Source organism: Martinezella sp. CNPSo 3732, from assembly GCF_057784515.1.
The window spans coordinates 68,338-93,714 of the sequence record NZ_JBXSOO010000025.1 but is presented as its reverse complement, the minus strand read 5'-3'; the positions used below and the strand labels follow the sequence as shown (position 1 = coordinate 93,714).

Genomic DNA, 25,377 nt, shown 5'->3' with positions numbered 1-25,377 from the left:
GCGCACGTTTCCTGGAATTGCTCTAATCTCAGGTTTCAATCAAAACGATCTCCAGCTTGCGCAGTTCTTCCGGATCGGCCATCGCATCGATGACGGTAATCATGCCATCTGCATTGAGGGTGCAACGAAGGGCGACGCGTAGCTGTCTGCCGATGACGACGATGGCACCGACCGCGCCGTTGATGACCGCCAGCCGGGCTCCCTGCGCACGGCCCTGGAAGGTCTTGGCGACATCCATACGTCCGCGGATTTCGCCGGCCGCCCCCATGCGGGTGGCAACCGCATCCGGACGGAAGACGGCTTCGGGATCGAGGACGGCGAGCAGCGCCTGCAGGTCGCCGTCACGCGAGGCCGTGAAGAAGGCGTCGACGACGTGGCGCTGCCGGGTGAGATCGGCCTCCGTCGTTGCTGGCGTGTCCTGCACGCGGCGGCGGGCGCGACTTGCAAGCTGGCGTGTCGCGACCGTCGTGCGTCCCAGAATCGGGGCAATGTCATCGAAGGGGACGTCGAACATATCGTGCAGGACGAAGGCAAGCCGCTCGGCCGGGTTCAGCTTTTCCAACACGACCAGAAGGGCGAGGCCGACGGAGTCCGCGAGCAAGGCATCCTGTTCCGGGTCGGTGCCGTTGCCAGCCTCATGCACCACCATCGGCTCGGGAACATGGATGGTCAGCGGCTCCTCGCGACGGGATTTGCGCGACCGCAGGAGATCGAGGCAGATGCGCGCTGTGACAGTCGTCAGCCAGCCGCTGAGGTTTTCAATCTCCGATGTGTCGCTCCGGACAAGGCGCAGCCACGTCTCCTGCACAGCATCTTCGGCCTCGGTGCGCGAGCCGAGCATGCGGTAGGCGACGGCGCGCAGATGCGGCCGGTTCGCCTCGAATTTCTCTGCCTGCCACTTTTTTTCGTCCATCGGTCACATCTCCTCGTCCTCATCCGTCAAACCCATGACGAACGAAATCCGGCCGGTGTGACATCGGATCGGCGGGAAAGTGCATCGTCGGGAGATGAGCCGCAACAGGGCTCTCACAACCAGAGGAAAGAATTATGCAAGCTCGTATGAAGAACCCAGTCCTCGTTCTGCCCGAAACGCTGCAGGCGCTCTTGGCCGTCAGCAATTCGATTAAAGATCGCGGCTTGTCGGAAAACATCATGGATCTCGTGCATCTGCGGGTCAGCCAGATCAATGGCTGCAGCGTCTGCACCGACATGGGCTTTCGCAAGCTGCAGAAAGATGGCGAGACCATGGAGCGCATCGTCGGCGTCTCCGCCTGGCGCGAAATGCCTTACTTTTCCGATGCCGAACGCGCCGCTTTGGCACTTGGGGAAGCCGTCACCCGCCTTGCCGACCGGCCGGATGCCGTCACAGACGAAATCTGGAACGAGGCCTCAAGACACTACGACGAAAAGGCGCTCTCCGCCCTCATCATTGCAATAGCGATCGACAATGTGTGGAACCGACTGAACTCGACGGTTCGTCAGCAGGCAGGCGCTTCCTGGAACTGATTGTTCGCAATCGGCACCACCTTCTTCACAGAGAGAAGAAGGTGGTGTGCGTCTCAAGCTTCGCCGACCCGCGAGGTTGCCAGCAGCTTCGCCAGCCAGTCGACGAAAACGCGCACCTTGTTGCTCAGGTGTCGATTGGGCGGATAAACGATGTGCATCGGCAGCGTCGGCCGGCTCCAGCCGGAGAGGACGGGCACGAGGTCGCCCTTGGCGAGGGCATCCCGCGCCATGAAGCTGGGAACCTGCGCGATGCCGAGGCCGGTCATGGCTGCTTGCAGATAGCTGCGGCTGTCATTGACCGAGAGGATGTAGCGCGGAGTGATTTCCAGCGACTCGTTGCCGCGTTCGAACAGGAAAGGAATCGTGCGGCCGGTTTGCGCGCGGAAATAGCTGACCGCGTAGTGACTGGTTTCCAGCTCCTCCGGCCGTTCCGGGATGCCGTGCTTCTCGATGTAAAGCGGAGCGGCGCAGGTGACGAGATGGATCTCGCCGACACGACGGGCGATCAGTGACTGGTCGCTCGGCATGCCGGCACGCAATGCGCAATCGACATTTTCGGCCAGATAGTCGACCAGCCGGTCCCCGACGCCGAGATCTATATGAATATCCGGATAGCGCTGATGGAAATCGCAAAGCGCCGGCATGACGATCTTTTCGGCGAAGGCGCCGGCCATTTCCACGCGCAGGCGGCCGCTTGGCAGGCTCTGCGAATTGCTGATGCTGCCGTCCAGCTCCTCAATCTCGGAGAGGATCTGAATGGCACGCTCGTAATAGAGCGCACCATCCGTCGTCACCATGACGCGTCGGGTCGTGCGGTTGAGGAGTTTTGCGTGCAGATGCGCCTCCAGCGACTGGATGAGCGTCGTCACCGTCGCTTTCGGCATGGAGAGGGCGGCTGCGGCGCGGGTAAAGTTACCCGTCTCCACCACACGCGCGAATGCCCGCATTGCTGATAACTGGTCCATTCCATGATGTCCCTCGACCCGATGAAAAGAGGTCGATTGTTTGTAATGGTGAATAGTCTGATCGAATATAGGCTACTTATTCTCGAAGCGGAATAACAATATGTTCTTTTCAAGATTGTTGCAATGCGGCACGGGGGCGCTGAAAGCCGCATTATCGAGAATATGATTGTGAAGCATGCTAAACGGTTGCTGCATCATCATATTCACTCGAACAGACAGGGATTTGGGTCGATGAGTGCGCCGTGGAAAGATGTTGTGCTGGAAAACGTGCCTACGGGGCCGGTGGAAGCGCGGATCTACAACGGTGAAGGTTTGAAGAAGGCGGCGCCCCTTGTGCTCTATCTGCACGGCGGCGCCTTTCTCGATACCTGTCACGCGACCAATAGGCCGGTGGCGGCAAGCCTCGCTGAGGCCGGAGCCATCGTAGTTGCGGCGGATTATACTAGCTGCAATCAGAATGCTTTTCCGAAGGTGCTGGAATGCGCCTACGGGCTTCTCGCCTACCTCAGCAACAAGCGGAACATGCTTGCGCTGGGCGGAGCGAAAAAATCGCTGCTGTTTGTCGCCGGTGAGGAATCGGGTGGCAATGTTGCAGCGGGCGTCGCTTTAAAGGCGCGCGATCAGATGCCGGGTTCGTTGGACGGACAGGTTTTGATATCGCCTTTGCTTGATCCCTTCATGGGATCGAAATCTTTCCTCCAGGCGGAGGAAAGCGGCATGCGCGAGCGCTGGACGGAGGGTTGGAACCGTTACCTGGGTTTCCTGGGCGGTGTCTGTCACCCCTATGCAGCGCCTCGATACTGTTCGCGGCTTTCGGGCCTCGCGCCGGCATTGGTGCTCACGGCCGAGGACGACCCGCTCCGCGACGAGAGCATGGAATACGGCAGTCGGCTGAAAGCAGCTGGCGTCCGTGTTCGCCAGCAAGTCCTTCCCGCCGGGACAGGCTGGCCCACCCTCTATGGCGGGCAGTCGAAGGACAGACCTTCATGGCAGCAGGATATCTGTTGTTGTTTCAAGGGTTTTGTCGAAGACGTGCAGGCTTGATCGACTAGGAGATCCTGTTCGCGAGGGATGAGCGCGGATTGGGCTGATGTCGAAGGCATGAGACCGGAGCGATGGTCACGCGGATGCGCGGTGCTTCGGCCCCTGATTTTGTTGAGACGATAGGAATTTGAGGTCCCGTATCCCAAGACGGGGCCAAAGGAGAGACTGACATGAAGTCCAACGATAAGCGCTGGGCCCTGTGGGGCGCCGGCATGGGTGTTGCTGCGGCTGTTGCTGGTGGGGCCTTCTATCTGGAGCTGCCGCGCGGCGCGCAGGCAACAGAGGCGGCGAGCCCGGCCGCAAAGCCGGCTATCCCCGTTACGGTTGCGGCCGTCGAGCCGCGTGACATCACACCCTGGCAGGAATTTTCCGGCCGTCTGGAAGCCATCGACCGTGTCGAGGTCCGGCCGCGTGTCGCCGGAGCGATTCAATCGGTGCATTTCCGCGAGGGCGCCCTGGTGAAGCAAGGCGACCTGTTGGTGACGATCGATCCGGCACCCTATGAGGCGGCTGTTGCCCAAGCTCAAGCCCAGGTCGGGGCAGCAAAAGCCAAGCTCGATCTCGCCAAGGTCGAAGTCGATCGCGGCCGGAAACTCTTCGACAACAAGACGATTTCGCAGAGTGACATGGATACCCGCACCAGCAACTCTGCCGAGGCAGAGGCCAATCTGAAGGCTGCGGAGGCAGCCCTTCAGACCGCGCAGCTGAACCTCGACTATACGCAGGTCCGTGCCCCAATCGCCGGCCGCGTCGGCAAGATCGCCGTCACCGTCGGCAATCTCGTGGCCGCCGGTTCGTCGTCGCCGGCGTTGACGACGCTCGTTTCGGTCGATCCGATTTATGCGAGCTTCAGCGCCAATGAGCAGACCGTAACGCAGGCTCTGGCCGAGCTGCCGGCAACCGGCGGCGCTGTTCCGCCCGTCGAGCAGATCCCGGTTCAGGTCGGCACGGCAAGCGACAATGGCACGCCGATCAAGGGCAAATTGCAGCTGATCGACAACGAAGTCGACGCAGCAAGCGGCACCGTCAGCGTTCGCGCCGTCTTCGATAATCCGGGCGGTCGTCTCATCCCAGGCCAGTTCGTGCGGGTCCGCATGGGCCAGCCGAAGGCCGAGAACAAGATCGTCATCGACGACCGTGCAGTCGGCACCGACCAGGACAAAAAGTTCGTCTTCGTTGTGGATGGCGAGAACAAGGTCAATTACCGGCAGGTCCAGCTCGGATCGCTGGTCGATGGCCAGCGAGTGATCGAGAACGGCTTGAAACCTGGCGAAAAGATCGTCGTCAACGGGTTGCAGCGCATCCGTCCCGGTGCAGTCGTCGCACCGCAGTTGGCAGAGAAGGTCGCGACCGCTCAGTAAGACTTCGCCTTCTGCCCGCGGGCAGAAGGCCGACATTCCGAAATCACATGATCCGCCGACGGCTCTCAAATCGTCGGACAGGAATTTTGTATCCGTTCTCACCCCAGAGGGGGCTTTGATATGAACATCTCCAGATTCTTTGTCGACCGCCCGGTCTTTGCCGGTGTTCTTTCGGTCCTCATCGTGGTCGCCGGCCTGATCGGCCTCAGAGCGCTGCCGATCTCCGAATACCCAGAGGTCGTGCCCCCGTCGATTGTCGTGCGCGCCACCTATCCGGGCGCCAACCCGACCGTCATCGCCGAAACGGTGGCGACGCCGCTCGAAGAGCAGATCAACGGTGTCGAGGGCATGCTCTACATGTCCAGCCAGGCGACATCAGACGGCGTTCTCAACGTGACGGTTACCTTCAAGCTCGGTACCGATCCGGACAAGGCGCAGCAGCTCGTGCAGAATCGCGTTTCGCAGGCCGAGCCGCGCCTACCCACGGAAGTCCGTGCCCTCGGCATCACGACCGTCAAGAGCTCGCCCGACTTCATCATGGTCGTCAACCTCGTCTCGGACGGGGCCGACCACGACATCACCTATCTGCGAAATTATGCGACCCTGAATATCAAGGATCGGCTCGCCCGGATCGAAGGCGTTGGGCAGGTGCAGGTCTTCGGCGCCGGCGACTATTCCATGCGCGTGTGGATCGATCCGCAGAAGGCGGCCGAGCATAATCTTGCCGCCAGCGACATCAGCAATGCGATCAGCTCCCAGAACGTCCAGGCTGCGGCTGGCATCATCGGTGCCTCACCCAGCCGGCCGGGCGTCGATCTGCAGCTCAACGTCAATGCCCAGGGCCGCCTGCGCACACCTGAGGAGTTCGGCAACATCATCGTCAAGACGGGCGCCAATGGCGAAATCACCCGCCTTCGCGACGTCGCTCGTGTCGAGCTCGGTGCGGAAGACTACACACTGCGTTCGCTGCTCGACGGCAAGCCGGCGGTCGCCGTCGCAGTTCTCCAGGCGCCCGGTTCGAACGCGATCGAGATCGCGAACAACGTGCGCTCGACCATGGACGTGCTGCAGCAGGCCATGCCGGCGGGCGTTAAGTACGAGATCGTCTATGACACCACGAAATTCGTCCGCGCCTCGATCGAGAAGGTGATCGACACGCTGCTCGAAGCCATCGCGCTAGTCGTCCTCGTCGTCATCCTCTTCCTGCAGACATGGCGCGCCTCGATCATCCCGCTGATCGCCGTTCCGGTGTCGATCATCGGCACCTTCGCGGTGATGTATGTCTTCGGCTTCTCGATCAACGCGCTTAGTCTGTTCGGCCTGGTGCTGGCGATCGGTATCGTCGTGGACGACGCGATCGTGGTGGTTGAGAACGTCGAACGCAATATCGAGAGCGGGCTCAGCCCGCGAGACGCCACCTACAAGGCCATGAAGGAAGTCTCCGGTCCGATCATCGCGATCGCGCTGGTCCTCGTCGCGGTTTTCGTGCCGCTCGCCTTCATCTCCGGCCTGTCCGGCCAGTTCTACCGCCAGTTCGCGCTGACGATTGCCATCTCGACCGTCATCTCGGCCTTCAATTCGCTCACCCTGTCTCCTGCGCTGGCATCTCTGCTCCTGAAGGGCCATCATGCGCCGAAGGATCGGTTGACGCGGGTCATGGACGCGGTCTTCGGCTGGTTCTTCCGCGGCTTCAACCGGGCGTTCGGAGCCGGTTCGAAATATTACGGCAAGGGTGTCGGCCGTCTGGTCTCGCGCAAGAGCATCGTCATGGTGGTCTATCTCGCGCTGGTGGGAGCGACCTATAGCCTGTTCACAACGGTTCCAGGTGGTTTCGTGCCGTCGCAGGACAAGCAGTATCTGATCGGCTTCGCACAGTTGCCGGATGCTGCAAGCCTCGACCGTACGGAAAGCGTGATCAAGCGCATGACTGATATCGCGCTGAAGCAGCCGGGCGTCGCCAATGCGATCGCCTTCCCGGGCCTGTCGATCAACGGCTTCACCAATTCCTCGAATGCGGGCATCGTTTTCGTGACGCTGAAGGACTTCGACGAGCGTAAGACGCCGGACCTTTCGGGCGGGGCGATCGCCATGGCACTGAACCAGAAGTTCGGCGCCATTCAGGATGCCTTCATCGCCATGTTCCCGCCGCCGCCGGTCAACGGTCTCGGTACGACGGGCGGCTTCAAGCTGCAGATCGAGGATCGCGCTGGTCTCGGCAACCAGGCGCTCGATCAGGCGGCCAAGGCAGTGATCGGCAAAGCCTACCAGACACCGGAACTCACCGGCATCTTCTCGAGCTTCCAGATCAACGTGCCGCAGCTCTTTGCCGATCTCGACCGCGCCAAGGCCGAGCAGCTCGGGGTCTCCGTCACCGACGTCTTCCAGGCGCTGCAGATCTATCTCGGTTCGCTCTATGTGAACGACTTCAACGCCTTCGGCCGGACTTACAGCGTCCGCGTGCAGGCCGATGCCAAGTTCCGCGCTCAGCCGGAAGATATCGGCCAGTTGAAGGTTCGTTCGGCATCGGGTCAGATGATCCCGCTTTCAGCCCTGCTGAAGGTGGATGCCACGACGGGTCCGGAACGCACGAACCGCTATAACGGCTTTCTGGCAGCTGACATCAATGGCGGCCCGGCGCCCGGTTTCTCGTCAGGCCAGGCACAGGCAGCGATCGAGAAGATTCTGCATGAGACGTTGCCGCCCGGTATAGACTTCGAATGGACGGATTTGACCTACCAGCAGATCCTGGCCGGCAATTCCAGCGTCGTCGTCTTCCCGCTGGCGTTGCTCCTGGTCTTCCTTGTGCTGGCCGCCCAATACGAGAGCTTGGCCTTGCCGCTCGCCATCATCATGATTGTGCCGATGGGCGTCTTGGCGGCGCTGACCGGCGTCTGGCTCACGGGTGGAGACAACAACATCTTCACCCAGATCGGCCTGGTGGTGCTCGTCGGTCTATCAGCAAAGAACGCGATCCTGATCGTGGAGTTCGCCCGCGAGCTGGAATTCGAGGGCCGCACGCCGGTTCAGGCTGCGATCGAAGCCAGCCGCCTGCGTCTGCGCCCGATCCTGATGACCTCTATGGCCTTCATCATGGGTGTCGTGCCGTTGGTCACCTCGACCGGTGCCGGTGCCGAGATGCGCGCCGCCATGGGTATCGCGGTGTTCTCGGGCATGATTGGTGTGACCTTCTTCGGCATCTTCATGACCCCGGTGTTCTACGTGTTGATCCGCAGGCTGACAGGCAATCGTCCGCTCAAGCAGCATCACCACAACGACAACGAACATTCGGCGGAGGTACTCCCGATCGCCGCCGAATAGAGGCCGTGCCGAATCGACCTCCAGTCCTCGACAGGCCAGGGGCGGGACCGAAAGGTCCCGCCCTTTTCTTTATCTGCGGCCTATTCCGGATTCAGGGTCGAAGAATTTTCGGCTAGGTCGCCGATTTTCTTTGCATGCTGGCACCATAGGTTTATCAAGCTCTTGGATGATTTGATTGACGTACATCGGGCATGAGGAGCGGCCCGTTGGCGCAAGGACTTAAAGGGCGATAGCATATAATCTCGGGGTTGGTGCGTTGCATTCGGAGGATAGTCTATGAGCGGCAGGAAGATCGCCTTTCTCGGCACGGGATTGATGGGTGCGCCTATGGCGCGGCGTCTGCTGGCCGCCGGGTTTGCCGTGACCGTCTGGAATCGCGATCGCAGCAAGGCGGAACCTCTGGCTGCCGATGGCGCAACCGTCACAGATACGGCGGTAGAGGCCGCGCGGGGAGCCGCGGTGCTTTTCACAATGCTGACGAATGGCGGAGCTGTCGGCGAAGTCCTGTTCGGCAGCGGCGTGGCCGATGTGCTGGAGGCTGGCGCGATCGTTATCGACAACAGCTCGATATCGCCGGCCGTTGCCCGTGAACATGCCTTCAAACTTGCCGAGCGCGGTATCCGACACATCGATGCGCCGGTCTCCGGTGGCGTGGTGGGGGCGGCTGCCGGAACGCTCGCGATCATGGCTGGCGGCGATGCCGGCGTCATCGACAGCGTGCGCGATATCATGGCGCCTCTCGGGCGCGTAACCCGTGTTGGTCCGAGCGGGACAGGCCAGCTTGCAAAGCTCGGCAACCAGCAGATTGTCGCCGTAACCATCGGGGCCGTTGCGGAAGCGATGCTGCTGGTCGAGGCCGGGGGCGGTTCGCGCGAGGCTTTTCGTGACGCTATTCGCGGCGGGTTCGCCGAAAGCCGGATTCTGGAGCTGCATGGCCAGCGCATGATCGAACGCAACTTCGAGCCTGGCGGCACAGCCCGCAATCAATTGAAGGATCTCGATACGGTGCTGGCGGCGGCGCAGAACCTGTCGCTTCATCTGCCGTTGACCGAAGCCGTCCGAGCCGAGTTTGCCGAATTCGTCGAAAACGGCGGCGGCGAGCAGGATCACAGCGGCCTGCTACAGCATCTGGAAGACAAGAATGCCCGAGGAAAGGCTTGAGGAAGAGATGAGCGATCAGGGTGCATCCAAGCGTCGACTGCGTTCGCAGGACTGGTTCGACAATCCGGATCATATCGATATGACGGCGCTCTATCTCGAGCGCTTCATGAATTACGGCATCACGCCGGAGGAATTGCGGTCCGGCAAACCGATTATCGGCATCGCCCAAAGCGGCAGCGACCTGACACCCTGCAACCGCCATCACCTCGATCTCGCCAAGCGCGTGCGCGATGGCATTCGCGATGCCGGCGGCATCCCGATCGAGTTTCCGACGCACCCGATCTTCGAGAACTGCAAACGGCCGACGGCGGCGCTGGACCGCAATCTCGCCTATCTTGGCCTAGTGGAAGTGCTCTACGGCTATCCGCTCGATGGCGTCGTGCTGACGACCGGCTGCGACAAGACCACGCCATCGGCATTGATGGCGGCCTCGACAGTCAATATTCCCGCGATCGTTCTCTCCGGCGGACCTATGCTCGACGGTTGGCATGAAGGCGAGCTTGCCGGCTCCGGCACGGTGATCTGGCGCTCGCGCCGCAAGCTGGCGGCAGGCGAGATCGACGAGGAGGAGTTCATGGAGGCGTCTCTCGCCTCGGCTCCATCGATCGGCCATTGCAATACGATGGGAACGGCTTCCACCATGAATGCCATGGCGGAAGCGCTTGGCATGTCGCTCACCGGCTGTGCCGCCATTCCCGGCGCCTATCGCGAGCGGGGACAGATGGCTTACCGCACGGGACGACGAGCCGTCGAGCTGGTTCTTGCCGATATCAAGCCCTCGGATGTGCTGACGCGCGAGGCTTTCCTCAATGCCATCAGGGTCAATTCCGCGATCGGCGGCTCGACCAATGCGCAGCCGCATCTGGCCGCCATGGCCAAGCACGCCGGCGTCGAGCTCCATCCCGACGACTGGCAGGTGCATGGTTTCGACATTCCGCTGCTTGCCAATGTACAGCCGGCGGGCGCCTATCTCGGCGAGCGCTTCCATCGTGCCGGCGGCGTTCCGGCCATCATGTGGGAGTTGCTGCAGGCCGGCAAGCTGGATGGCAGCTGTCCGACGGTGACCGGCCGGACGATGGCGGAGAATTTGAAGGGCCGGGAGGCGACAGATCGCGAGGTCATCCGCCCCTTCGCAGAGCCGCTGAAGGAGCGCGCCGGCTTCCTGGTGCTCAAAGGCAATCTGTTCGATTTCGCCATCATGAAGATGAGCGTCGTCTCAGAGGAGTTCCGCAGCCGCTACTTGCAGGAGCCGGGCCACGAAGGCGTGTTCGAGGGCAGGGCGGTCGTTTTCGACGGCTCCGAGGATTATCACAAGCGCATCAACAATCCCGATCTCGGCATCGACGAAAAGACCATTCTCGTCATTCGCGGCGCCGGACCGATCGGCTGGCCGGGATCGGCCGAAGTCGTCAACATGCAGCCGCCGGATCATCTTCTTAAAAGGGGCATCAAGAGCTTGCCGACGATCGGCGATGGGCGCCAATCTGGCACAGCCGACAGCCCCTCCATTTTGAATGCCTCGCCGGAAAGTGCGGCTGGCGGCGGCCTTGCCTGGCTCAGGACCGGTGACATCATCCGCATCGATTTCAATCAGGGGCGCTGCGACATGCTGGTGGACGAGGCGGAGATCGCGCGTCGCAAGGGCGACGGCATTCCGGCGGTGCCGCCGGATGCGACGCCATGGCAGCGCATCTATCGCCGTTCGGTCACGCAGCTTTCCGACGGAGCCGTGCTGGATGGCGCCGCCGATTTCCGCGGCATCGCTGCCAATCCGCCGCGGCACAACCATTGAGAGGCGCCGGCCGTTGGCAGGGATTGCAGTGCTGCTATTAATTTGGGTAGCTTGCGCAGGCATTAAAGTTCGCGAAAGGGAGTAGTGCAACTATAATTGGCTGCGATTAGTTGGTCTCTTCAGTTTCCGAAGGGGGTAGTGCTCTTTGGCAGAGACGACATCAGGACGAAGCGAAGAAGAGTTCCAGGACCTTTTGAGGAGGCTGGAGCTGGCGCTGGAGGCGTCTCAAATCGGTGTCTGGCAGCATAATGTCAACGAGCAGGAATTGCTCTGGGACTCGCAGATGCACAAGCTCTACGGGACCGGACTTCATGAGCACCGGGTTTCGTCAGACGTCTGGATGAATGCGCTGCATCCCGAGGACCTCGAAGGGGCTATCCGCGACTTCGATGTCGCGCTGGCCAGGAAGGGTTTCTACAATTCCCAGTTCCGCATCATCCTGCCCGGAGGCGAGGTGCGTCATCTGCGCTCGCGCGCGCATTATTATGAGGATGCCGACGGGGCGCCTTCTTTCATCGGCGCGGAATGGGACGTCACCGCCGACGTCCTGCTCAATCGCGAGCTGAGTGGTCAAAAAGCGATCGCCGAAGCGCGTGCCGTTGCATTGGAGCACAGTCGCGCGCGAATAGAACATGCCGCCGATCACGACTATCTCACGGGCCTTCCAAACCGCCGCTATTTCGACCGGCGTCTGGCCGAGTTGCGCAACGATGCGTCTATCGGGACTCTTGCGATCCTCCATATCGATCTCGATGGGTTCAAGGAGATCAACGACAAATGGGGTCATGCGGCAGGCGATGCCACATTGCAAAGCGCTGCCGCCCGCATTTCCGGAGCGATAACGGCCAATGACATCGTCGCCCGCATCGGCGGCGACGAGTTCGTGGCCGTGCTGGTCAATATCGGCAGTGTCGAAAGACTTCAGGCGATCGCCGGCGATATTCTATCGCGATTGCGTCGCGAAGTGCGTTTCGGCAACGAGATGCTGAAGATCGGCGCGTCCATTGGCGTGGCGATAGGCCAGACGAGCGGCGCAGGCAATCTGCTGGCAGAATCCGATGTCGCCCTTTTTCAGGCCAAGAAACTCGGCCGCAACCGGGTGGAGTTCTTCACGCCGCAGCTCCAGTCCGATCTGCATGCAGAACGCCGCCTAGCCGACGAGTTGCGATTGGCGCCAGTGCTGCGGCAGATCGAGCCCTTCTATCAGATTCAGGTGGATGCGCAGAGCCGCCGCATCGTCGGATTGGAGGCGCTGGCACGCTGGCGGCATCCGGGAAGGGGATTGCTGAGCCCCGTGGCCTTCCTCAAGGTCGCCGATGAATATGGATTTACCGCGGAGATCGATGCGGCCGTGTTGAAGCGCGCACTGGCGGATCGGGCAGCCTGGGTTTCGCAGGGCCTTTCACCGCCGCGTATTGCTGTGAATATCTCTGGTCGCCGGCTTGCCGATCCCGACCTGATCGACGGTTTGAAGGCGCTCAGAATACCGCGCCACGCCATCGCCTTCGAGCTGGTGGAGACCATCTTTCTGGATGAGCCCGACGAGGCCGTGCTTGCCAATATCGCAGGTATCAAGGAGATGGGAATCGATATCGAGATCGATGATTTCGGCTCTGGTCATGCTTCGCTGATCGGTCTCGTCAAGCTGAAACCGAAGCGGCTGAAGATAGACCGTCAGCTGGTGACTGCGGTTACGGTGTCTGAGGAGCAGCGTCGCCTCGTCGGCTCTATCATCGAAATCGCACGCACATTGAATGTCGAGGTGGTCGCCGAAGGGGTCGAGACAGAGGATCATGCGCGCGTTCTCGCCGAGGTCGGCTGCGACGAGCTTCAAGGCTATGCCATCGGCTATCCTTCTTGCGAAAGCGAGACCGCGGCTTTGCTGAAATCAGCCGAGGCATCGAGCCTGAGTTGATCCTCGGCCAATCTTTGCGGCGGATGCTACTGAATCTGCAGGGCGAGGATCAGACCGTAGCTGATGGCGCCCAGCGTCAATAGCGATAGCGTCGCTGCGGCAATCACCCGACCGCCGGCATGGGCGACGGAGCGGATATTGACCGACAGGCCGAGTGCGGCCATGGCGATGACGGTCAAAATGCCGGAAACAGTTTCCATCGGTGCCGCCAGCGTATCCGGGATTAGCCCGAAGGAGCGCAGCGCCATCAATCCCAGGAAGCCGCAGATGAACCAGGGGACCAGAGAATGGTGATGGCCGCCGCGTCCATCCGTTCCTGTCGCCTCCGTCTTGGTGATGATGCCGAGCAGGAAGATGACCGGGCCCAGCATCAGGACGCGGACGAGCTTGACGAGCGTGCCGGTCTGGACAGCGAGCAGGCCGACGGGCGCGGTCGCTGCCAATACTTGCGGCACGGCATAGACCGTCAATCCGGCAAGGGTTCCGTATTGCGGCACACTCATGCTGAAGTGGAAATAGAAAAGCGGCAGCAGAAACACGGCGGCAATGCCGAGGACGGCGGTAAAGGCAAGCGCTGCGGCGATCTCCTGCGAGTCGGCCTCGATCACGGGCGCAACGGCCACGATTGCCGAATTGCCGCAGATCGAGTTGCCGCAGGCGATCAAGGTCGCGAGCTTCGGCGGCAGGCTGAGCGCCCGGCCGATGAGATAGGTGGCCGTGATTGACAGCAGGACGACGATGGCGATGCCGGCAATCAGCCAGACGCCGGCGCCGCGGATCGACGAAAGGCTGATGGAGGCGCCGAGAAGGACGATGGCGATTTCCAGAAGAAACTTTGCGCTGAAATCGATGCCTGGCTTCATCGCGGGCTTTAGCGGCTTGATCGTGCAGACGACGATGCCGAGGGCTATGGCAAGCACCAGGCTTTCGATCCACCGGCCACCAAGGAGGCCCACCTCAACATGCTCCGCAGCATAGGCCAGAAGGGCGACGCCCGAGGTGAGTGCGAGGCCGGGAACGATCTTGTTTGTTCGTTGAGCGATGGACATGGGGCGCCGTCATTCGTTTCTTGTGATTTGGTGACGGCTGGAAAGTCTCACCTACCGATGTCGACATCCATCGAATATTATCCTATGTTTCATTCGATAAATTAGAATGATTTCCCATGACCTTCGAGCAACTTGCAATCTTCGTCGCTGTCGCCGAGCGAGAACATCTGACCAATGCCGCAGAAGCCATCAACCTGACGCCATCCGCCGTCAGCTCTGCGATCAAGAACCTTGAGGCCTATTACGGCGTGGAGCTGTTTCATCGCGTCGGTCGAAGGATCGAGCTGACGGAGACGGGCCGATCCTTCCTGGGAGAAGCAAGGGCGACTCTTGCGCGTGTGCGCTCAGCCGAACTCATGCTTTCGGAACTGGGCGGGCTGCAGCGCGGCCGCCTCAGCCTCTATGCCAGCCAGACCATCGCCAGCTACTGGCTGCCGCCCCTGCTGATGCGGTTTCATAGCGACTATCCCGGTATCGAGCTCGATCTTACGATCGGCAATACGCGAACCGTAACCGAAGCCGTTATCGACGGTGCGGCCGAACTGGGTTTCATCGAGGGCGAAGTGGATGCGCCGGCGCTGTCGATGAAGATTGTTGCACAGGATGCGCTCGTCATCGTCGTGCCGCCGCATCATCCCTGGGCCGATGGTCGGCAGCTCACCGCCGCCAACCTTGCAAGCGGCACATCCTGGGTGATGCGGGAAGAGGGGTCGGGCACGCGTTCCGAATTCGAGAATGCCGTTGCCAGGCTCGGGGCTTCGCCGCGTGAATTCGATGTTGCGCTCGTTCTCCCTTCGAATGAGGCAGTGCTATCGGCAGTTTGCGCCGGCCAAAGTGCGGCAGCCGTCTCCAGTGCTGCGGCAAGTGCCTATTTCGGGCAGGGGCTGCTGGTTCGGGCGGCATTCGATCTGCCGGTCCGGAGCTTCCGGCTGCTACGCCATAAGGAGCGCCACGCGAGCAAGGCGGCACTGACGCTTGAGGCGATGTGCAAAGGTTAAGTGCCTGATTTGACGGTCCTGTTACCGTCGTTCGTCCCGTTGTCGGTTGGCGATCACGAGCTTGATCTCGTTGCGCTCCAGCATGGCGCGAATATCGGCCGGTGGGGTGTCGTCGGTGACCAGGACGTCGTAGGTCGCAGGTTCGCTGAGGACGATCGGCGCGCTGCGACCGAATTTGGCGCTATCGGCGACGACGATGCGGTTTTCGGCGCGGCTAGCCGCCTCCCGCGAATACTCCGCTTCTTCCAGATCATGCAGCATGAAGCCCGAGGCGGCGTTGATGGCGCCGACCGAGAGGATGGCGTGGCGCACATTGAAGCGCCGCAGGAAATTGGCGGCTTCCATGCCGAACGTGCCGCCATCGTGACCGCGCAGTTCGCCGCCGGCAAAGAAGACGCGATTGCCATTGCGGGTCGCGAGCGCATGGGCAACCGCGACGGCGTTGGTGACGACGAAGAGGTTCTGATGCTTCTGCAGCGCGACGGCGATGAAGGCGGTGGTCGAGCCGACATCGAGAAAGAGCGCATCGCCATCCTCGATCATGGCGGCGACCGAGGCGGCGATCATCCGCTTGGCCTCGGCATTTTCGTTCATGCGCAGATGCAGCGGCGGCTCGATCATCGAGTCCTTGATATGGACCCCGCCATGCACCTTGGTCACAAGCCCGTTGGCCTCCAGGCTGCGGATGTTGCGGCGGATGGTTTCTTCGGAAACGCCGAGCCGTTCGGCCAAGAACTGGATGCGGCTGGCGCCGCCAGCTAACCGCAATTCCTCGAGAATTTCGCGCTCGCGATGGTTGGAGTGCAGCGGTGGCTGGGATGTGCCCGGCATGGTTCCTGATCCTATTGAGGGTATTGATCCCAAACTTGCATGGCTTTCGACTGGCCGGTTCCGTTGCTGGCGCAAGCCTTAATGCACGCAGCCCTTATCCGGTTGCTTCGCGCCTGAGTTTTTAAGACAAATCTCACCTACGGTGAAGCGCAGTCTTTAGGATATCCATAGCTCATCCGATTGGAGATGGTTGCTCGATTCCAACAAAAAACCAAATATCCGTTTCATTTTGTGGGGCGGTTCTTGACAGCCTTACGTTTGTGGGGAACCTTTCACATCTGAAAGATGCTCAGCAGCAGGACCGGAGGGGGAATGACTGCGACAGCGGAAGACAGGATACATTCTCTCAGCATCTGGCGCGGGCCGATCGACATCGAACCGCTGGTGGGCGGCATTACCAATCGCAACTATCTGGTCGGCAATGATGGCCGCCGCTTCGTCGTGCGGCTCGGATCGGACATTCCCGTTCACCATATCAGCCGTACCAATGAGGTGGCCGCAAGCAGGGCCGCCCATGCTGCCGGTCTTTCGCCTGCCGTGATCCATCATGAGCCTGGCATATTAGTGCTCGACTATATCGATGCAAAACCGCTATCGGCCGATGATATAAGAAAGCCGGCAATGATGAGCCGCGTCGTGCCGCTCGTCCGGTCCTGTCATCGGGACGTCGCCCGGCATTTTCGCGGACCGGCGGCTATCTTCTGGGTCTTTCATGTGGTCCGGGATTATGCGGCTCTGCTGGAGGCCGGCGGCAGTCGCCACAACCCGTTGCTGACTTCCTTTCTGGAGATTGCCGAACGGCTCGAACGCGAAGCCGGTCCTTTCGAAATCGCCTTCGGACACAACGATCTGCTGGCGGCGAATTTCCTCGATGACGGCAAGCGGCTCTGGCTGATCGATTGGGATTATGCCGGCTTCAACACGCCGCTTTTCGATCTCGGTGGCCTTGCCTCCAACAATGAATTCTCGGAAGCGCAGGAAGAGGCGATGCTGGAGGCCTATTTCGAGGCTCCCGTCGGTGACGATCTGCGCCGGCGCTATCAGGCGATGAAATGCGCCTCGCTCCTGCGCGAGACGATGTGGAGCATGGTGTCGGAAATCCATTCCGACATCGATTTCGATTATTCTTCCTATACAGCTGAAAATCTCAGGCGCTTCGAGCGCGCTTGGCAGGATTTTCGCAATTCTTGAGGTGACACGATGAAGGAACTGCCTGCTACCGCAAAGACCGTCGTCATCGGCGGCGGCATCATCGGTTGCTCGACGGCCTACCATCTCGGCAAGCTCGGCTTCACCGATACGGTGCTTCTGGAGCGCAAGAAGCTGACCTCGGGCACGACGTTCCATGCCGCCGGTCTCGTCGGCCAGCTGCGCACCAGCGCCAACATCACGCAGATGCTCGGCTATTCCGTCGATCTCTACAAGAAGCTCGAGGCGGAGACGGGGCTTGCTACCGGCTGGAAGATGAATGGCGGGTTGCGCCTTGCCTGCAACGAAGAGCGCTGGACGGAGGTGAAGCGTCAGGCGACGACGGCACAGTCCTTCGGCCTGCAGATGCATCTGCTGACGCCTAAGGAGGCTTTCGATCTCTGGCCGCTGATGGATATCGACGACCTCGTCGGCGCCGCCTTCTTACCGACCGATGGCCAGGCCAATCCTTCCGATATCACCCAGGCGCTGGCAAAGGGCGCCCGCATGAGCGGTGTGTCGATCTTCGAGGATACCGAAGTCCTCGATCTGGAGATCGACAAGGGCCGGATTCGCGCCGTCATCACCGAGAAAGGCCGCATCGAATGCGAGCGTGTCGTCGTCTGCGCCGGGCAGTGGACGCGGACCTTTGCCGGCCGCTTCGGTGTCAACGTGCCGCTCGTCTCGGTCGAGCATCAATATCTCATCACCGAATCCTTCGGCGTGCCGTCCAACCTTCCGACTCTGCGCGATCCGGATCGGCTTACCTATTACAAGGAAGAGGTCGGCGGGCTGGTCATGGGCGGCTATGAGCCTAATCCCATCCCCTGGGCGCTCGATGGCATCCCGAAAGATTTCCATTACACCTTGCTCGACAGCAATTTCGATCATTTCGAGCAGATCATGGAGCAGGCGCTGGTGCGCGTGCCGGCGCTGCAGACGGCCGGCGTCAAGCAGCTGCTTTGCGGGCCGGAGAGCTTTACGCCCGACGGGAATTTCATTCTCGGCGAGGCGCCGGAGTTGAGGAATTTCTTCATCGGCGCAGGCTTCAATGCCTTCGGCATCGCCTCGGCGGGCGGGGCCGGCATGGCGCTCGCCGAATGGGTCGCCAAGGGCGAGCCGCCTTATGATCTCTGGCCCGTTGATATCAGGCGCTTCGGCCGCCCGCATTTCGATACCGACTGGGTGCGCACCCGCACGCTGGAGGCCTACGGCAAGCACTACACCATGGCCTGGCCGTTCGAAGAGCATTCGAGCGGCCGCCCTTGCCGCAAGTCGCCGCTTTATGATCGGCTCAAGGCACAGGGTGCCTGCTTCGGGGAAAAGCTCGGCTGGGAGCGGCCGAACTGGTTTGCCGATCTCTTCGCCGGCGAGGAGCCCAAGGACGAGTATATGTATGGACGGCAGAACTGGTTCGATGCTGTCGGCCGGGAGCATAAGGCGGTGCGCGAGGCGGCTGTCATCTTCGACCAGACCTCCTTTGCCAAATTCGTGCTGAAGGGCAGGGATGCCGAGGCGGCGATCTCATGGATCGCTTCCAACGACGTCGCCAAGCCTGTCGGCGCCCTGACCTATACCCAGATGCTCAACGACCGGGGCGGCATCGAATGCGATGTCACCGTTGCCCGCATTGCCGAAAACGAGTTCTACATCACCACCGGTACCGGCTTCGCCACCCATGATTTCGACTGGATCGCCCGCAACATTCCGTCCGAAATGCATGCGGAACTGGTGGATGTGACCTCGGCCTATTCCGTGCTGTCGCTGATGGGGCCGAAGTCGCGCGAGATATTGCAGGCCGTGACCTCGGCCGACGTTTCGAACGCGGCGTTCCCCTTCGGCAGGGTGAAGACCGTCGGCATTGCCGGCTGCCCCGTCAGGGCACTGCGCATCACCTATGTCGGCGAACTCGGCTATGAGCTGCATGTGCCGGTGGAATATGCCACTAGCGTCTATGACGTGCTGATGGCGGCTGGTCGCGAATACGGTCTTATCAATGCTGGCTATCGCGCTATCGAGAGCTGCCGATTGGAGAAGGGCTATCGTGCATGGGGTTCGGATATCGGGCCGGATCATACGCCGATCGAAGCCGGGCTTGCCTGGGCGGTGAAGACGAAGAAGGACATCGCATTCCGCGGCAGGGAGGCGATCGAGCGGCAGCTGGCCTCGGGCGTGAAGAAGATGCTCGCCTGCTTCGTACCCGACGATCCCGAGATCGTCCTTCTCGGCCGCGAGACGATCTATCGCGACGGGCAGCGCGTTGGCTGGCTGTCGAGCGGCGGCTACGGCTACACGATCGGCAAGGCGATCGGCTACGGCTATGTCCGCAATCCCGGCGGCGTAACGGAGGATTTCGTGCTTTCTGGCCGCTATGAGCTGGATGTCGCGCAGAGCCGCGTGCCGTGCAAGGTGTCGCTGAAGCCGCTTTATGATCCGCAGATGGTGCGGATCAAGGGGTGATTATGAAGTGGTCTTGGGAAAATCAACAGAGCTCTGTAGCAATGTCACCAGCACTCCCTAGAACAACCGCCTCGGCTGGATCGTCAAAAGTGGACTTTGGGCCGGAGGGAACATCGACATGATTTATCCCTTATAACCTTTGAGAATGTCGACTTTACAAACCTGCAGCATAAGTCTCAAGGTAATCGGCGACGTGTAAATCCCTAGGATATTGCTTTCCGTTAGCGCACGCTGCACTTGCCTTCGCGCCGAATCACAGCCAAATTACTGTAAAATTTCCCGCTCTGGATAATTTAGGTAATTGGTACTATGGCCCAAGATGACCTCGATGCGTTGCTTTCGCGGATGGATGCGATTGCGAAGGCAGTGAACGCGTTCACGTCTGAAGCAGTACAGCATGAAGCCTTCTCAGCTCTAGTGGCAGCCTTTGAGGGGCGACGACATAGCGTCAAGCAGAGCCACGCACCTGTTGTGGGTCCTGAGCCCGAGCAACCTCCTGCACCCCAAGCGCAGAAGTCAGCTTCCGTAGCAAACAACAATGGCAGGGCACGTAAAGCGACAAAGGGTAAACAACCGAGTTGGACCTTCCTGAAAGATCTTGATCTGCGCCCGAGCGGGAAGCAATCGCTTGAGGCTTTTGTCGAAGAGAAGCAACCGGCATCCAACGAGGATAAATATGTGGTCGTCGTATACTATTTTTCGGAGATCGCGGAGCTTCCGGCAGTAAGCGTTAGCCATGTCGGGTCTGCCTTTAGGCTTATGAAAAATTGGCGTGAGCCAGGCGATGTCTCAGCTAGCCTTCGGATAACCTCGTCACGCAAAGGCACACTGGATACAAGTAATCTTGACAGCATCAAGATTACGCCGACCGGCAGAAATTTCGTAGAGCATGAGCTTCCTTCATCACCAAAGGCGAAGAAAAAGTGACGGCTGGCGTGTCAGCAGTAGGTGCGCTCAGTGGCATATCGGACGGCCTTCGCAAACCTCTTCTCGAAGAGTTCAATAAGCTCGCACGGCACTATCGAGAGTCTCGATGGGAGCCTGCTGAATTGAACGGAGGCAAGCTTTGTGAGATTGTCTACAGCATCCTCAAGGGATATGTGGACGGGAAATTTCCAGCGTCGCCAGCTAAGCCAAAGAACATGGTCGCGGCATGCGCAGCGCTAGAGCAGGCCACCACTTTTCCGCGATCAGTGCGAATCCAGATTCCTCGTATGCTCGTGGCGCTATACGAGATACGCAACAACCGGAATGTCGGGCACGTTGGTGCGGATGTAGACCCGAACCACATGGATGCCACAGTTGTCTACGGTATGATCAAGTGGATCGTGGCGGAGTTGGTGCGCATCTTCCACTCTGTTTCTCCTGAGCAAGCGACTTCAATTGTTGAAGCGCTGACAGAACGGGAAGTGCCGCTATTGTGGCGTGTAGGTGAAACTACCCGTGTATTGGGCATAGGCTTAAGCGCGAGGGACAAGATGCTTGTGCTCGTCTACGGCTCGTCGGGTGCAGTGGCGGTAAAGGACATTTTGCAATCTATCGAATATGGTAACGCATCTCGGTTCCGCGCAAATATCCTAAAGGCGGCTCACAAAGCGGACCTTATACACTTCGACGCTAAGTCGGACTCTGTAGTGCTCTCTCCGGTGGGCGTGCGGTACGTGGAAACGAACATTTCGCTCGCGATTTAAGCGACTTTGTCGCCCGCAGCTGAAACTGTCACATCAGGGCTCCGCAGCCTAGCAATTCAACGAGTTGTCGAATTCCGCTTTCCGGCCACCGGCACTTCTTGTGCGGAAGTTTAGTGAACGTGTGCTTCGAGCGGCGGCCAACGGCACATCTAACGGCCGACGCTAATGCAGCCTTATCATTAGACAACGAAAGTCCACTTCGGGCCGAAAGTTGCCATTGGCACTTTGCCACAAATATCGGACCTACTTACACCGCACTTCAAAAACTGTGATCTCCCCACCGCGGCGTCCGCCATTTTCTTGACACGCCGGCGCTTTCATCCTCAATCGACATGCTGACTACTGACGGAGGCGAAGGGCGATGGCCGAGGCGAACATCAAGCTGGAGGAGAGCTGGAAAGAGGCGCTGTCTCCCGAGTTCGAAAGCCCCTACATGCAGCAGCTCAAGGCCTTTCTTGTCGAGGAGAAGCAGCGCGGCAAGGTGATCTTCCCGCGTGGCAGCGAGTATTTCCGGGCGCTGGATCTGACGCCGCTCGACGAGGTGCAGGTGGTCATTCTCGGGCAGGATCCTTATCACGGCTTCGGGCAGGCGCATGGGCTCTGCTTCAGCGTGCGCCCCGGCGTGCGCATTCCGCCGTCGCTGGTCAATATCTACAAGGAACTGGAAACCGATCTCGGCATTCCGCCGGCGCGCCATGGCTTTCTCGAAAGCTGGGCGAAACAGGGCGTGCTGTTGCTCAACAGCGTGCTGACGGTGGAGGAATCCCAGGCCGCCTCGCATCAGGGCAAGGGCTGGGAGCGCTTCACCGACGCCGTCATCCGCCAAGTCAACGACGAATGCGATGGCGTCGTCTTCATGCTCTGGGGTTCCTACGCGCAGAAGAAGGCTGCCTTTGTCGATACCGAACGCCATCTGGTGCTGAAGGCGGCACATCCTTCGCCGTTATCGGCTCATAACGGCTTCCTCGGCTGCCGGCATTTCTCCAAGGCCAATGCCTATTTGGTCGCGCATGGCCGGGATCCGATCGACTGGGCGCTGCCGAGCAATCCGGATGCTCAGTAAGGCGCCTGATCCCAGGGGTTGACGATTAAAGCGCCGGTGTCGTCGAAATCGCCGATGTTGCGAGTGACGACGATGAGATCATGAACGATCGCCGTTGCCGCGATGAGCCCAATGGCGTCACCACGTGGCCGCTGTGCCGCGATGCGGCCCCATTCGACGGCAATCTGATCGCTAATCGGAAGAATGCGATTGCGATGGTCGTGTCGGAGCTTACGCAACCATTCCTCCAGATGTGCTGCAGTACGCGGGTCCGATTTTCGTTTGAGCGCAATCCCACGCATGATCTCTCCAAGTGTGATGACACTCAGATAGATGGTGGAGGGATCGACCGAGCGCAGCCACGTAATCGCTTGGGGATTACCGCGCCGGATTTCCGAGACGACGTTGGTATCGACCAGATACATCAGAAAAGGACATCCCGACTTGGCGTTTTATCTCGTTTAGATACGGCCTCAGCCATTTCGTCGTCCCAAGCCGGCCCTGACAGCAAATCATCGGCAAGGCTTGGTTTGCCAGCCAGAAGCGCATCGTAGTCTTCGGCAGACAGGACGACCGCCGCAGGTTCGCCGCGCAAGGTGACGGTTTGCGGTCCCTCGCTGCGAGCTTTCTGCACGACTTTTGAAAACTGGTTCTTTGCATCCTGCAACGGCCAATTCATCGAAATCCTCGCTAGCTAGACTGTCTAGCTTAAACTAATGTCGCTCTTGTTTGGAATCAAGAGATGAGAGCGATATTGCTTTGCGGTGAACGATCTGATTTTGTCGTTCACTGATTGAAGACAATCCGTTTGGCTATTGGGGGCTATCGAAACACCGCCCACAAGACCATCTTTTGCCCATGAGAAACGCCTGCCGGTGCAGGCGAGCAAAGGGGTTTAAGATGCTTAACCAGATCAAAGGTCTTCACCACGTTACCTCGATGGCGGGGGACGCCCGGACCAATAACAAGTTCTTCACGGATACGCTCGGCCTGCGCCGCGTCAAGAAGACGGTGAATTTCGACGCTCCCGATGTCTATCACCTCTACTATGGTGACGAGGTCGGCACCCCCGGCACGATCATGACCTATTTCCCGTTCCCGAAGATGGCGCGCGGCCGCCCGGGCACCGGCGAAGTCGGCAATACGGTCTACGCTGTTCCGGAAGGTTCCATCGGCTACTGGACGGAACGGCTCGGCCAGCATGGTGTCGAGGGCTTGAAGGCTGACGAATCCTTCGGCCAGAAGCGTCTGAATTTTGCCGGTCCGGATGGCGATGGTTTCGCGCTCGTCGAGGTCAAGGATGACAAGCGGCAGCCCTGGACGCATAACGGGGTCGATGCCGAGCATGCCATCAAGGGCTTCCATTCCGTTGCCATGCGGCTCAGGGATGAAGGCGCTACGGCCGAGCTGTTGAAGTACATGGGCTACGAGGTGGTCGATACGCATGAAGGCGTCAAGCGGCTTGCCATTCCCGGCGGCAACGGTGCCGACTATGTCGATCTCGAAACCATGCCGAACATCAACCGGGCGCTGCCGGGCGCCGGCTCCGTACACCATGTCGCCTTTGCCGTCGAAAACCGCGCAAAGCAGCTCGAAGTGCGCAAGGCGCTGATGGATACGGGCTATCAGGTGACCCCGGTCATCGACCGCGATTACTTCTGGGCGATCTACTTCCGCACGCCGGGCGGCGTGCTGTTCGAAGTCGCCACCAACGAACCCGGCTTCGACCGCGACGAGGATACGGCCCATCTCGGCGAGGCGCTGAAATTGCCTGAACAGCATGCGCATCTGCGTGGCTTGATCGAACAGCATCTAGAGCCGCTGGAAGGCTAATCCAGGAGAGATATCATGACCGACAAGACTTATGTGCACCGGCTGAAGGCCGGTGCATCCGGGAAGCCTATTTTCTTTACCTTCCACGGCACCGGCGGCGACGAGAACCAGTTCTTCGATTTTGCCGCTCGCCTGCTGCCGCATGCAACCATCGTCTCGCCGCGCGGCGATGTCTCGGAATATGGTGCCGCGCGGTTCTTCCGTCGTACCGGCGAGGGCGTCTATGATATGGCCGATCTTGCCCGCGCCACGGCAAAGATGTCAGCCTATGTCTCGGAGCTGGCGGCCGAATATGGCGCATCGCAGGTGCTTGGCCTCGGTTTTTCCAACGGGGCCAATATCCTCGCCAACGTTTTGATCGAGCATGGCGATCTATTCGACGCGGCCGTACTGATGCATCCGCTGATCCCCTTCGAGCCGAAGGACAATGCCAGGCTGGCTGGCAAGCGAGTGCTGATCACCGCGGGTGAGCGCGATCCGATCGCGCCGGCGCCGGTCACCACGGCGCTCGCCGATTATTTTGCGCGGCAGGATGCTGAGGTTACGCTCGAATGGCATCCGGGCGGCCACGATATTCGCCCCAACGAGATCGAGGCCATCGGCAAATTCCTTATGCCCTACGCGTAAGCTCGAAAAATGACCAAGCCACGCGGCGGACAGCTCCTGCCGCGTGGCCTGCTATTTGCCGATGAGGCGCAGCATCGCCTTCGCTTGCGAGGCGGCTGCGAGTTTTCCGTTGTCGTCGAGATAGCCTGTTCCGCAGAAGCGGTTGAGATTGGCGAAATCCATACTGTCCGGTAGCGCATGCCTTGTTTCGGCAATGACCATGCGCCAGGCGCAGCCGAGCATCTTGTCGGGTTGGATCGCCTCGTCGCAGCCGGTGCTGAGGCACAGGGCGACATGCTTCTGCGCGCGATAGCCGCCTGCGATGGCTTCCTCATAATCGGCTTTCCAGCTGTCGCGTGTGTGTTCACAGCGGGCGGGATTGCCGCTTTGGCTGCATTGCACCGTCTTGTCGATATAGGTTTGCGCCGGCGGCCATAACGGACCGTCGATCAGGCTGACGCAGCCGCACGCAAACAAGGTGGCCGACAGCAGGCGCAATTGATTCTCCTTCGATGAAGCCGCCAGAACCGTAGAGCGATCGCAAAGATGTGCAAGATCAAAGCGATCCTGTCAGTAATAACGCTGAGACGACGCCTCTTGCTTGTTCACGGCAGGGT

Annotated in this window: 22 protein-coding genes; 15 read left to right on the top strand and 7 right to left on the bottom strand. The window is 60.2% G+C overall.

What is annotated here, in order from left to right; genetic code table 11:
* Positions 1-28: 28 nt before the first annotated feature.
* Positions 29-913: a sigma-70 family RNA polymerase sigma factor gene (locus AC13RM_RS28630; RefSeq protein ID WP_374815599.1), complete on the bottom strand. Its 885-nt coding sequence runs from the start codon at positions 911-913 to the stop codon at positions 29-31.
* Positions 914-1,047: 134 nt separating this feature from the next.
* On the opposite strand from AC13RM_RS28630, the gene AC13RM_RS28625 reads away from it, so the two are divergent.
* Positions 1,048-1,506 carry a carboxymuconolactone decarboxylase family protein gene (locus tag AC13RM_RS28625; protein ID WP_440479065.1) on the top strand — a complete coding sequence of 153 codons (459 nt, stop codon included), beginning with the start codon at positions 1,048-1,050 and terminating at the stop codon, positions 1,504-1,506.
* A gap of 53 nt (positions 1,507-1,559) precedes the next feature.
* On the opposite strand, the gene AC13RM_RS28620 is transcribed toward AC13RM_RS28625, so the two are convergent.
* The gene (locus AC13RM_RS28620) at positions 1,560-2,471 is read right to left on the bottom strand and encodes a LysR family transcriptional regulator (protein ID WP_440479064.1); all 912 of its coding nucleotides are present in this window, start codon (positions 2,469-2,471) and stop codon (positions 1,560-1,562) included.
* A 231-nt stretch (positions 2,472-2,702) separates the two neighbouring features.
* On the opposite strand from AC13RM_RS28620, the gene AC13RM_RS28615 reads away from it, so the two are divergent.
* The 6 genes from AC13RM_RS28615 (at position 2,703) to AC13RM_RS28590 (ending at position 13,062) form a co-directional block, all read left to right on the top strand.
* On the top strand, positions 2,703-3,515 hold the full coding sequence (locus AC13RM_RS28615; RefSeq protein ID WP_113229929.1) for an alpha/beta hydrolase fold domain-containing protein: 813 nt from the start codon (positions 2,703-2,705) through the stop codon (positions 3,513-3,515).
* A 170-nt stretch (positions 3,516-3,685) separates the two neighbouring features.
* Positions 3,686-4,876: an efflux RND transporter periplasmic adaptor subunit gene (locus AC13RM_RS28610; protein ID WP_285173049.1), complete on the top strand. Its 1,191-nt coding sequence runs from the start codon at positions 3,686-3,688 to the stop codon at positions 4,874-4,876.
* Positions 4,877-4,996: 120 nt separating this feature from the next.
* Positions 4,997-8,194: an efflux RND transporter permease subunit gene (locus AC13RM_RS28605; protein WP_374815594.1), complete on the top strand. Its 3,198-nt coding sequence runs from the start codon at positions 4,997-4,999 to the stop codon at positions 8,192-8,194.
* 276 nt (positions 8,195-8,470) lie between these two features.
* Positions 8,471-9,355 carry an NAD(P)-dependent oxidoreductase gene (locus AC13RM_RS28600; protein ID WP_374815592.1) on the top strand — a complete coding sequence of 295 codons (885 nt, stop codon included), beginning with the start codon at positions 8,471-8,473 and terminating at the stop codon, positions 9,353-9,355.
* A gap of 7 nt (positions 9,356-9,362) precedes the next feature.
* The gene (locus AC13RM_RS28595; RefSeq protein WP_374815635.1) at positions 9,363-11,147 is read left to right on the top strand and encodes an IlvD/Edd family dehydratase; all 1,785 of its coding nucleotides are present in this window, start codon (positions 9,363-9,365) and stop codon (positions 11,145-11,147) included.
* 145 nt (positions 11,148-11,292) lie between these two features.
* Positions 11,293-13,062 (top strand): bifunctional diguanylate cyclase/phosphodiesterase, encoded by a 1,770-nt coding sequence (locus AC13RM_RS28590; RefSeq protein ID WP_374815590.1) that lies wholly within the window; start codon positions 11,293-11,295, stop codon positions 13,060-13,062.
* Positions 13,063-13,088: 26 nt separating this feature from the next.
* Here AC13RM_RS28590 and AC13RM_RS28585 read toward each other — a convergent pair whose 3' ends face one another.
* On the bottom strand, positions 13,089-14,111 hold the full coding sequence (locus AC13RM_RS28585) for a YeiH family protein (RefSeq protein WP_488555960.1): 1,023 nt from the start codon (positions 14,109-14,111) through the stop codon (positions 13,089-13,091).
* 116 nt (positions 14,112-14,227) lie between these two features.
* On the opposite strand from AC13RM_RS28585, the gene AC13RM_RS28580 reads away from it, so the two are divergent.
* Entirely contained in the window at positions 14,228-15,109 is an 882-nt protein-coding gene (locus AC13RM_RS28580; protein WP_374815586.1) for a LysR substrate-binding domain-containing protein, read from the top strand.
* 21 nt (positions 15,110-15,130) lie between these two features.
* Here AC13RM_RS28580 and AC13RM_RS28575 read toward each other — a convergent pair whose 3' ends face one another.
* On the bottom strand, positions 15,131-15,940 hold the full coding sequence (locus tag AC13RM_RS28575; protein ID WP_113229936.1) for a DeoR/GlpR family DNA-binding transcription regulator: 810 nt from the start codon (positions 15,938-15,940) through the stop codon (positions 15,131-15,133).
* A gap of 312 nt (positions 15,941-16,252) precedes the next feature.
* Between AC13RM_RS28575 and AC13RM_RS28570 the strand changes: the two genes are divergently transcribed.
* From AC13RM_RS28570 to ung, 5 genes are all read left to right on the top strand, one after another.
* Complete coding sequence (locus tag AC13RM_RS28570; protein ID WP_488555959.1) at positions 16,253-17,131, top strand: phosphotransferase; 879 nt, start codon at positions 16,253-16,255, stop codon at positions 17,129-17,131.
* 9 nt (positions 17,132-17,140) lie between these two features.
* Positions 17,141-19,588 carry a GcvT family protein gene (locus tag AC13RM_RS28565; protein WP_488555958.1) on the top strand — a complete coding sequence of 816 codons (2,448 nt, stop codon included), beginning with the start codon at positions 17,141-17,143 and terminating at the stop codon, positions 19,586-19,588.
* A gap of 309 nt (positions 19,589-19,897) precedes the next feature.
* A complete protein-coding gene (locus AC13RM_RS28560; protein WP_488555957.1) occupies positions 19,898-20,515 on the top strand; it encodes a hypothetical protein in 618 nt (205 codons plus the stop codon).
* Positions 20,512-21,279 carry a hypothetical protein gene (locus AC13RM_RS28555; RefSeq protein WP_488555956.1) on the top strand — a complete coding sequence of 256 codons (768 nt, stop codon included), beginning with the start codon at positions 20,512-20,514 and terminating at the stop codon, positions 21,277-21,279. Before AC13RM_RS28560 ends, AC13RM_RS28555 begins: the two co-directional genes overlap by 4 nt.
* A gap of 361 nt (positions 21,280-21,640) precedes the next feature.
* Positions 21,641-22,342, top strand: a complete 702-nt coding sequence (gene ung / locus AC13RM_RS28550; protein ID WP_488555955.1) for a uracil-DNA glycosylase — start codon at positions 21,641-21,643, stop codon at positions 22,340-22,342.
* On the opposite strand, the gene AC13RM_RS28545 is transcribed toward ung, so the two are convergent.
* Together AC13RM_RS28545 and AC13RM_RS28540 are read right to left on the bottom strand one after the other, a co-directional pair.
* Positions 22,336-22,746: a type II toxin-antitoxin system VapC family toxin gene (locus AC13RM_RS28545; protein ID WP_440479414.1), complete on the bottom strand. Its 411-nt coding sequence runs from the start codon at positions 22,744-22,746 to the stop codon at positions 22,336-22,338. The two genes, ung and AC13RM_RS28545, sit on opposite strands and share 7 nt — an antisense overlap.
* A complete protein-coding gene (locus AC13RM_RS28540; protein ID WP_440479413.1) occupies positions 22,746-23,000 on the bottom strand; it encodes a type II toxin-antitoxin system Phd/YefM family antitoxin in 255 nt (84 codons plus the stop codon). The genes AC13RM_RS28545 and AC13RM_RS28540 overlap by 1 nt, the downstream gene beginning before the upstream one ends.
* A gap of 221 nt (positions 23,001-23,221) precedes the next feature.
* Between AC13RM_RS28540 and AC13RM_RS28535 the strand changes: the two genes are divergently transcribed.
* Positions 23,222-24,154, top strand: coding sequence for a VOC family protein (locus AC13RM_RS28535; protein ID WP_488555954.1), 933 nt, complete (start codon positions 23,222-23,224; stop codon positions 24,152-24,154).
* A 15-nt stretch (positions 24,155-24,169) separates the two neighbouring features.
* Positions 24,170-24,781, top strand: a complete 612-nt coding sequence (locus AC13RM_RS28530; protein WP_374815574.1) for an alpha/beta hydrolase — start codon at positions 24,170-24,172, stop codon at positions 24,779-24,781.
* A gap of 51 nt (positions 24,782-24,832) precedes the next feature.
* Here the strand turns inward: AC13RM_RS28530 and AC13RM_RS28525 are convergent, their stop codons facing one another.
* The gene (locus tag AC13RM_RS28525) at positions 24,833-25,258 is read right to left on the bottom strand and encodes a hypothetical protein (RefSeq protein ID WP_374815573.1); all 426 of its coding nucleotides are present in this window, start codon (positions 25,256-25,258) and stop codon (positions 24,833-24,835) included.
* Between the last annotated feature and the right edge of the window lie 119 nt (positions 25,259-25,377).

Coding starts and splice junctions, on each gene's coding strand:
- AC13RM_RS28560 (WP_488555957.1), top strand. CDS start 19,898: ATGGCCCAAGATGACCTCGATGCGTTGCTTTCGCGGATGGATGCGATT.
- AC13RM_RS28540 (WP_440479413.1), bottom strand. CDS start 23,000: ATGAATTGGCCGTTGCAGGATGCAAAGAACCAGTTTTCAAAAGTCGTG.
- AC13RM_RS28545 (WP_440479414.1), bottom strand. CDS start 22,746: ATGTATCTGGTCGATACCAACGTCGTCTCGGAAATCCGGCGCGGTAAT.
- AC13RM_RS28575 (WP_113229936.1), bottom strand. CDS start 15,940: ATGCCGGGCACATCCCAGCCACCGCTGCACTCCAACCATCGCGAGCGC.
- AC13RM_RS28595 (WP_374815635.1), top strand. CDS start 9,363: ATGAGCGATCAGGGTGCATCCAAGCGTCGACTGCGTTCGCAGGACTGG.
- AC13RM_RS28630 (WP_374815599.1), bottom strand. CDS start 913: ATGGACGAAAAAAAGTGGCAGGCAGAGAAATTCGAGGCGAACCGGCCG.
- AC13RM_RS28535 (WP_488555954.1), top strand. CDS start 23,222: ATGCTTAACCAGATCAAAGGTCTTCACCACGTTACCTCGATGGCGGGG.
- AC13RM_RS28565 (WP_488555958.1), top strand. CDS start 17,141: ATGAAGGAACTGCCTGCTACCGCAAAGACCGTCGTCATCGGCGGCGGC.
- ung (WP_488555955.1), top strand. CDS start 21,641: ATGGCCGAGGCGAACATCAAGCTGGAGGAGAGCTGGAAAGAGGCGCTG.
- AC13RM_RS28570 (WP_488555959.1), top strand. CDS start 16,253: ATGACTGCGACAGCGGAAGACAGGATACATTCTCTCAGCATCTGGCGC.
- AC13RM_RS28585 (WP_488555960.1), bottom strand. CDS start 14,111: ATGTCCATCGCTCAACGAACAAACAAGATCGTTCCCGGCCTCGCACTC.
- AC13RM_RS28620 (WP_440479064.1), bottom strand. CDS start 2,471: ATGGACCAGTTATCAGCAATGCGGGCATTCGCGCGTGTGGTGGAGACG.
- AC13RM_RS28615 (WP_113229929.1), top strand. CDS start 2,703: ATGAGTGCGCCGTGGAAAGATGTTGTGCTGGAAAACGTGCCTACGGGG.
- AC13RM_RS28605 (WP_374815594.1), top strand. CDS start 4,997: ATGAACATCTCCAGATTCTTTGTCGACCGCCCGGTCTTTGCCGGTGTT.
- AC13RM_RS28625 (WP_440479065.1), top strand. CDS start 1,048: ATGCAAGCTCGTATGAAGAACCCAGTCCTCGTTCTGCCCGAAACGCTG.
- AC13RM_RS28600 (WP_374815592.1), top strand. CDS start 8,471: ATGAGCGGCAGGAAGATCGCCTTTCTCGGCACGGGATTGATGGGTGCG.
- AC13RM_RS28580 (WP_374815586.1), top strand. CDS start 14,228: ATGACCTTCGAGCAACTTGCAATCTTCGTCGCTGTCGCCGAGCGAGAA.
- AC13RM_RS28610 (WP_285173049.1), top strand. CDS start 3,686: ATGAAGTCCAACGATAAGCGCTGGGCCCTGTGGGGCGCCGGCATGGGT.
- AC13RM_RS28530 (WP_374815574.1), top strand. CDS start 24,170: ATGACCGACAAGACTTATGTGCACCGGCTGAAGGCCGGTGCATCCGGG.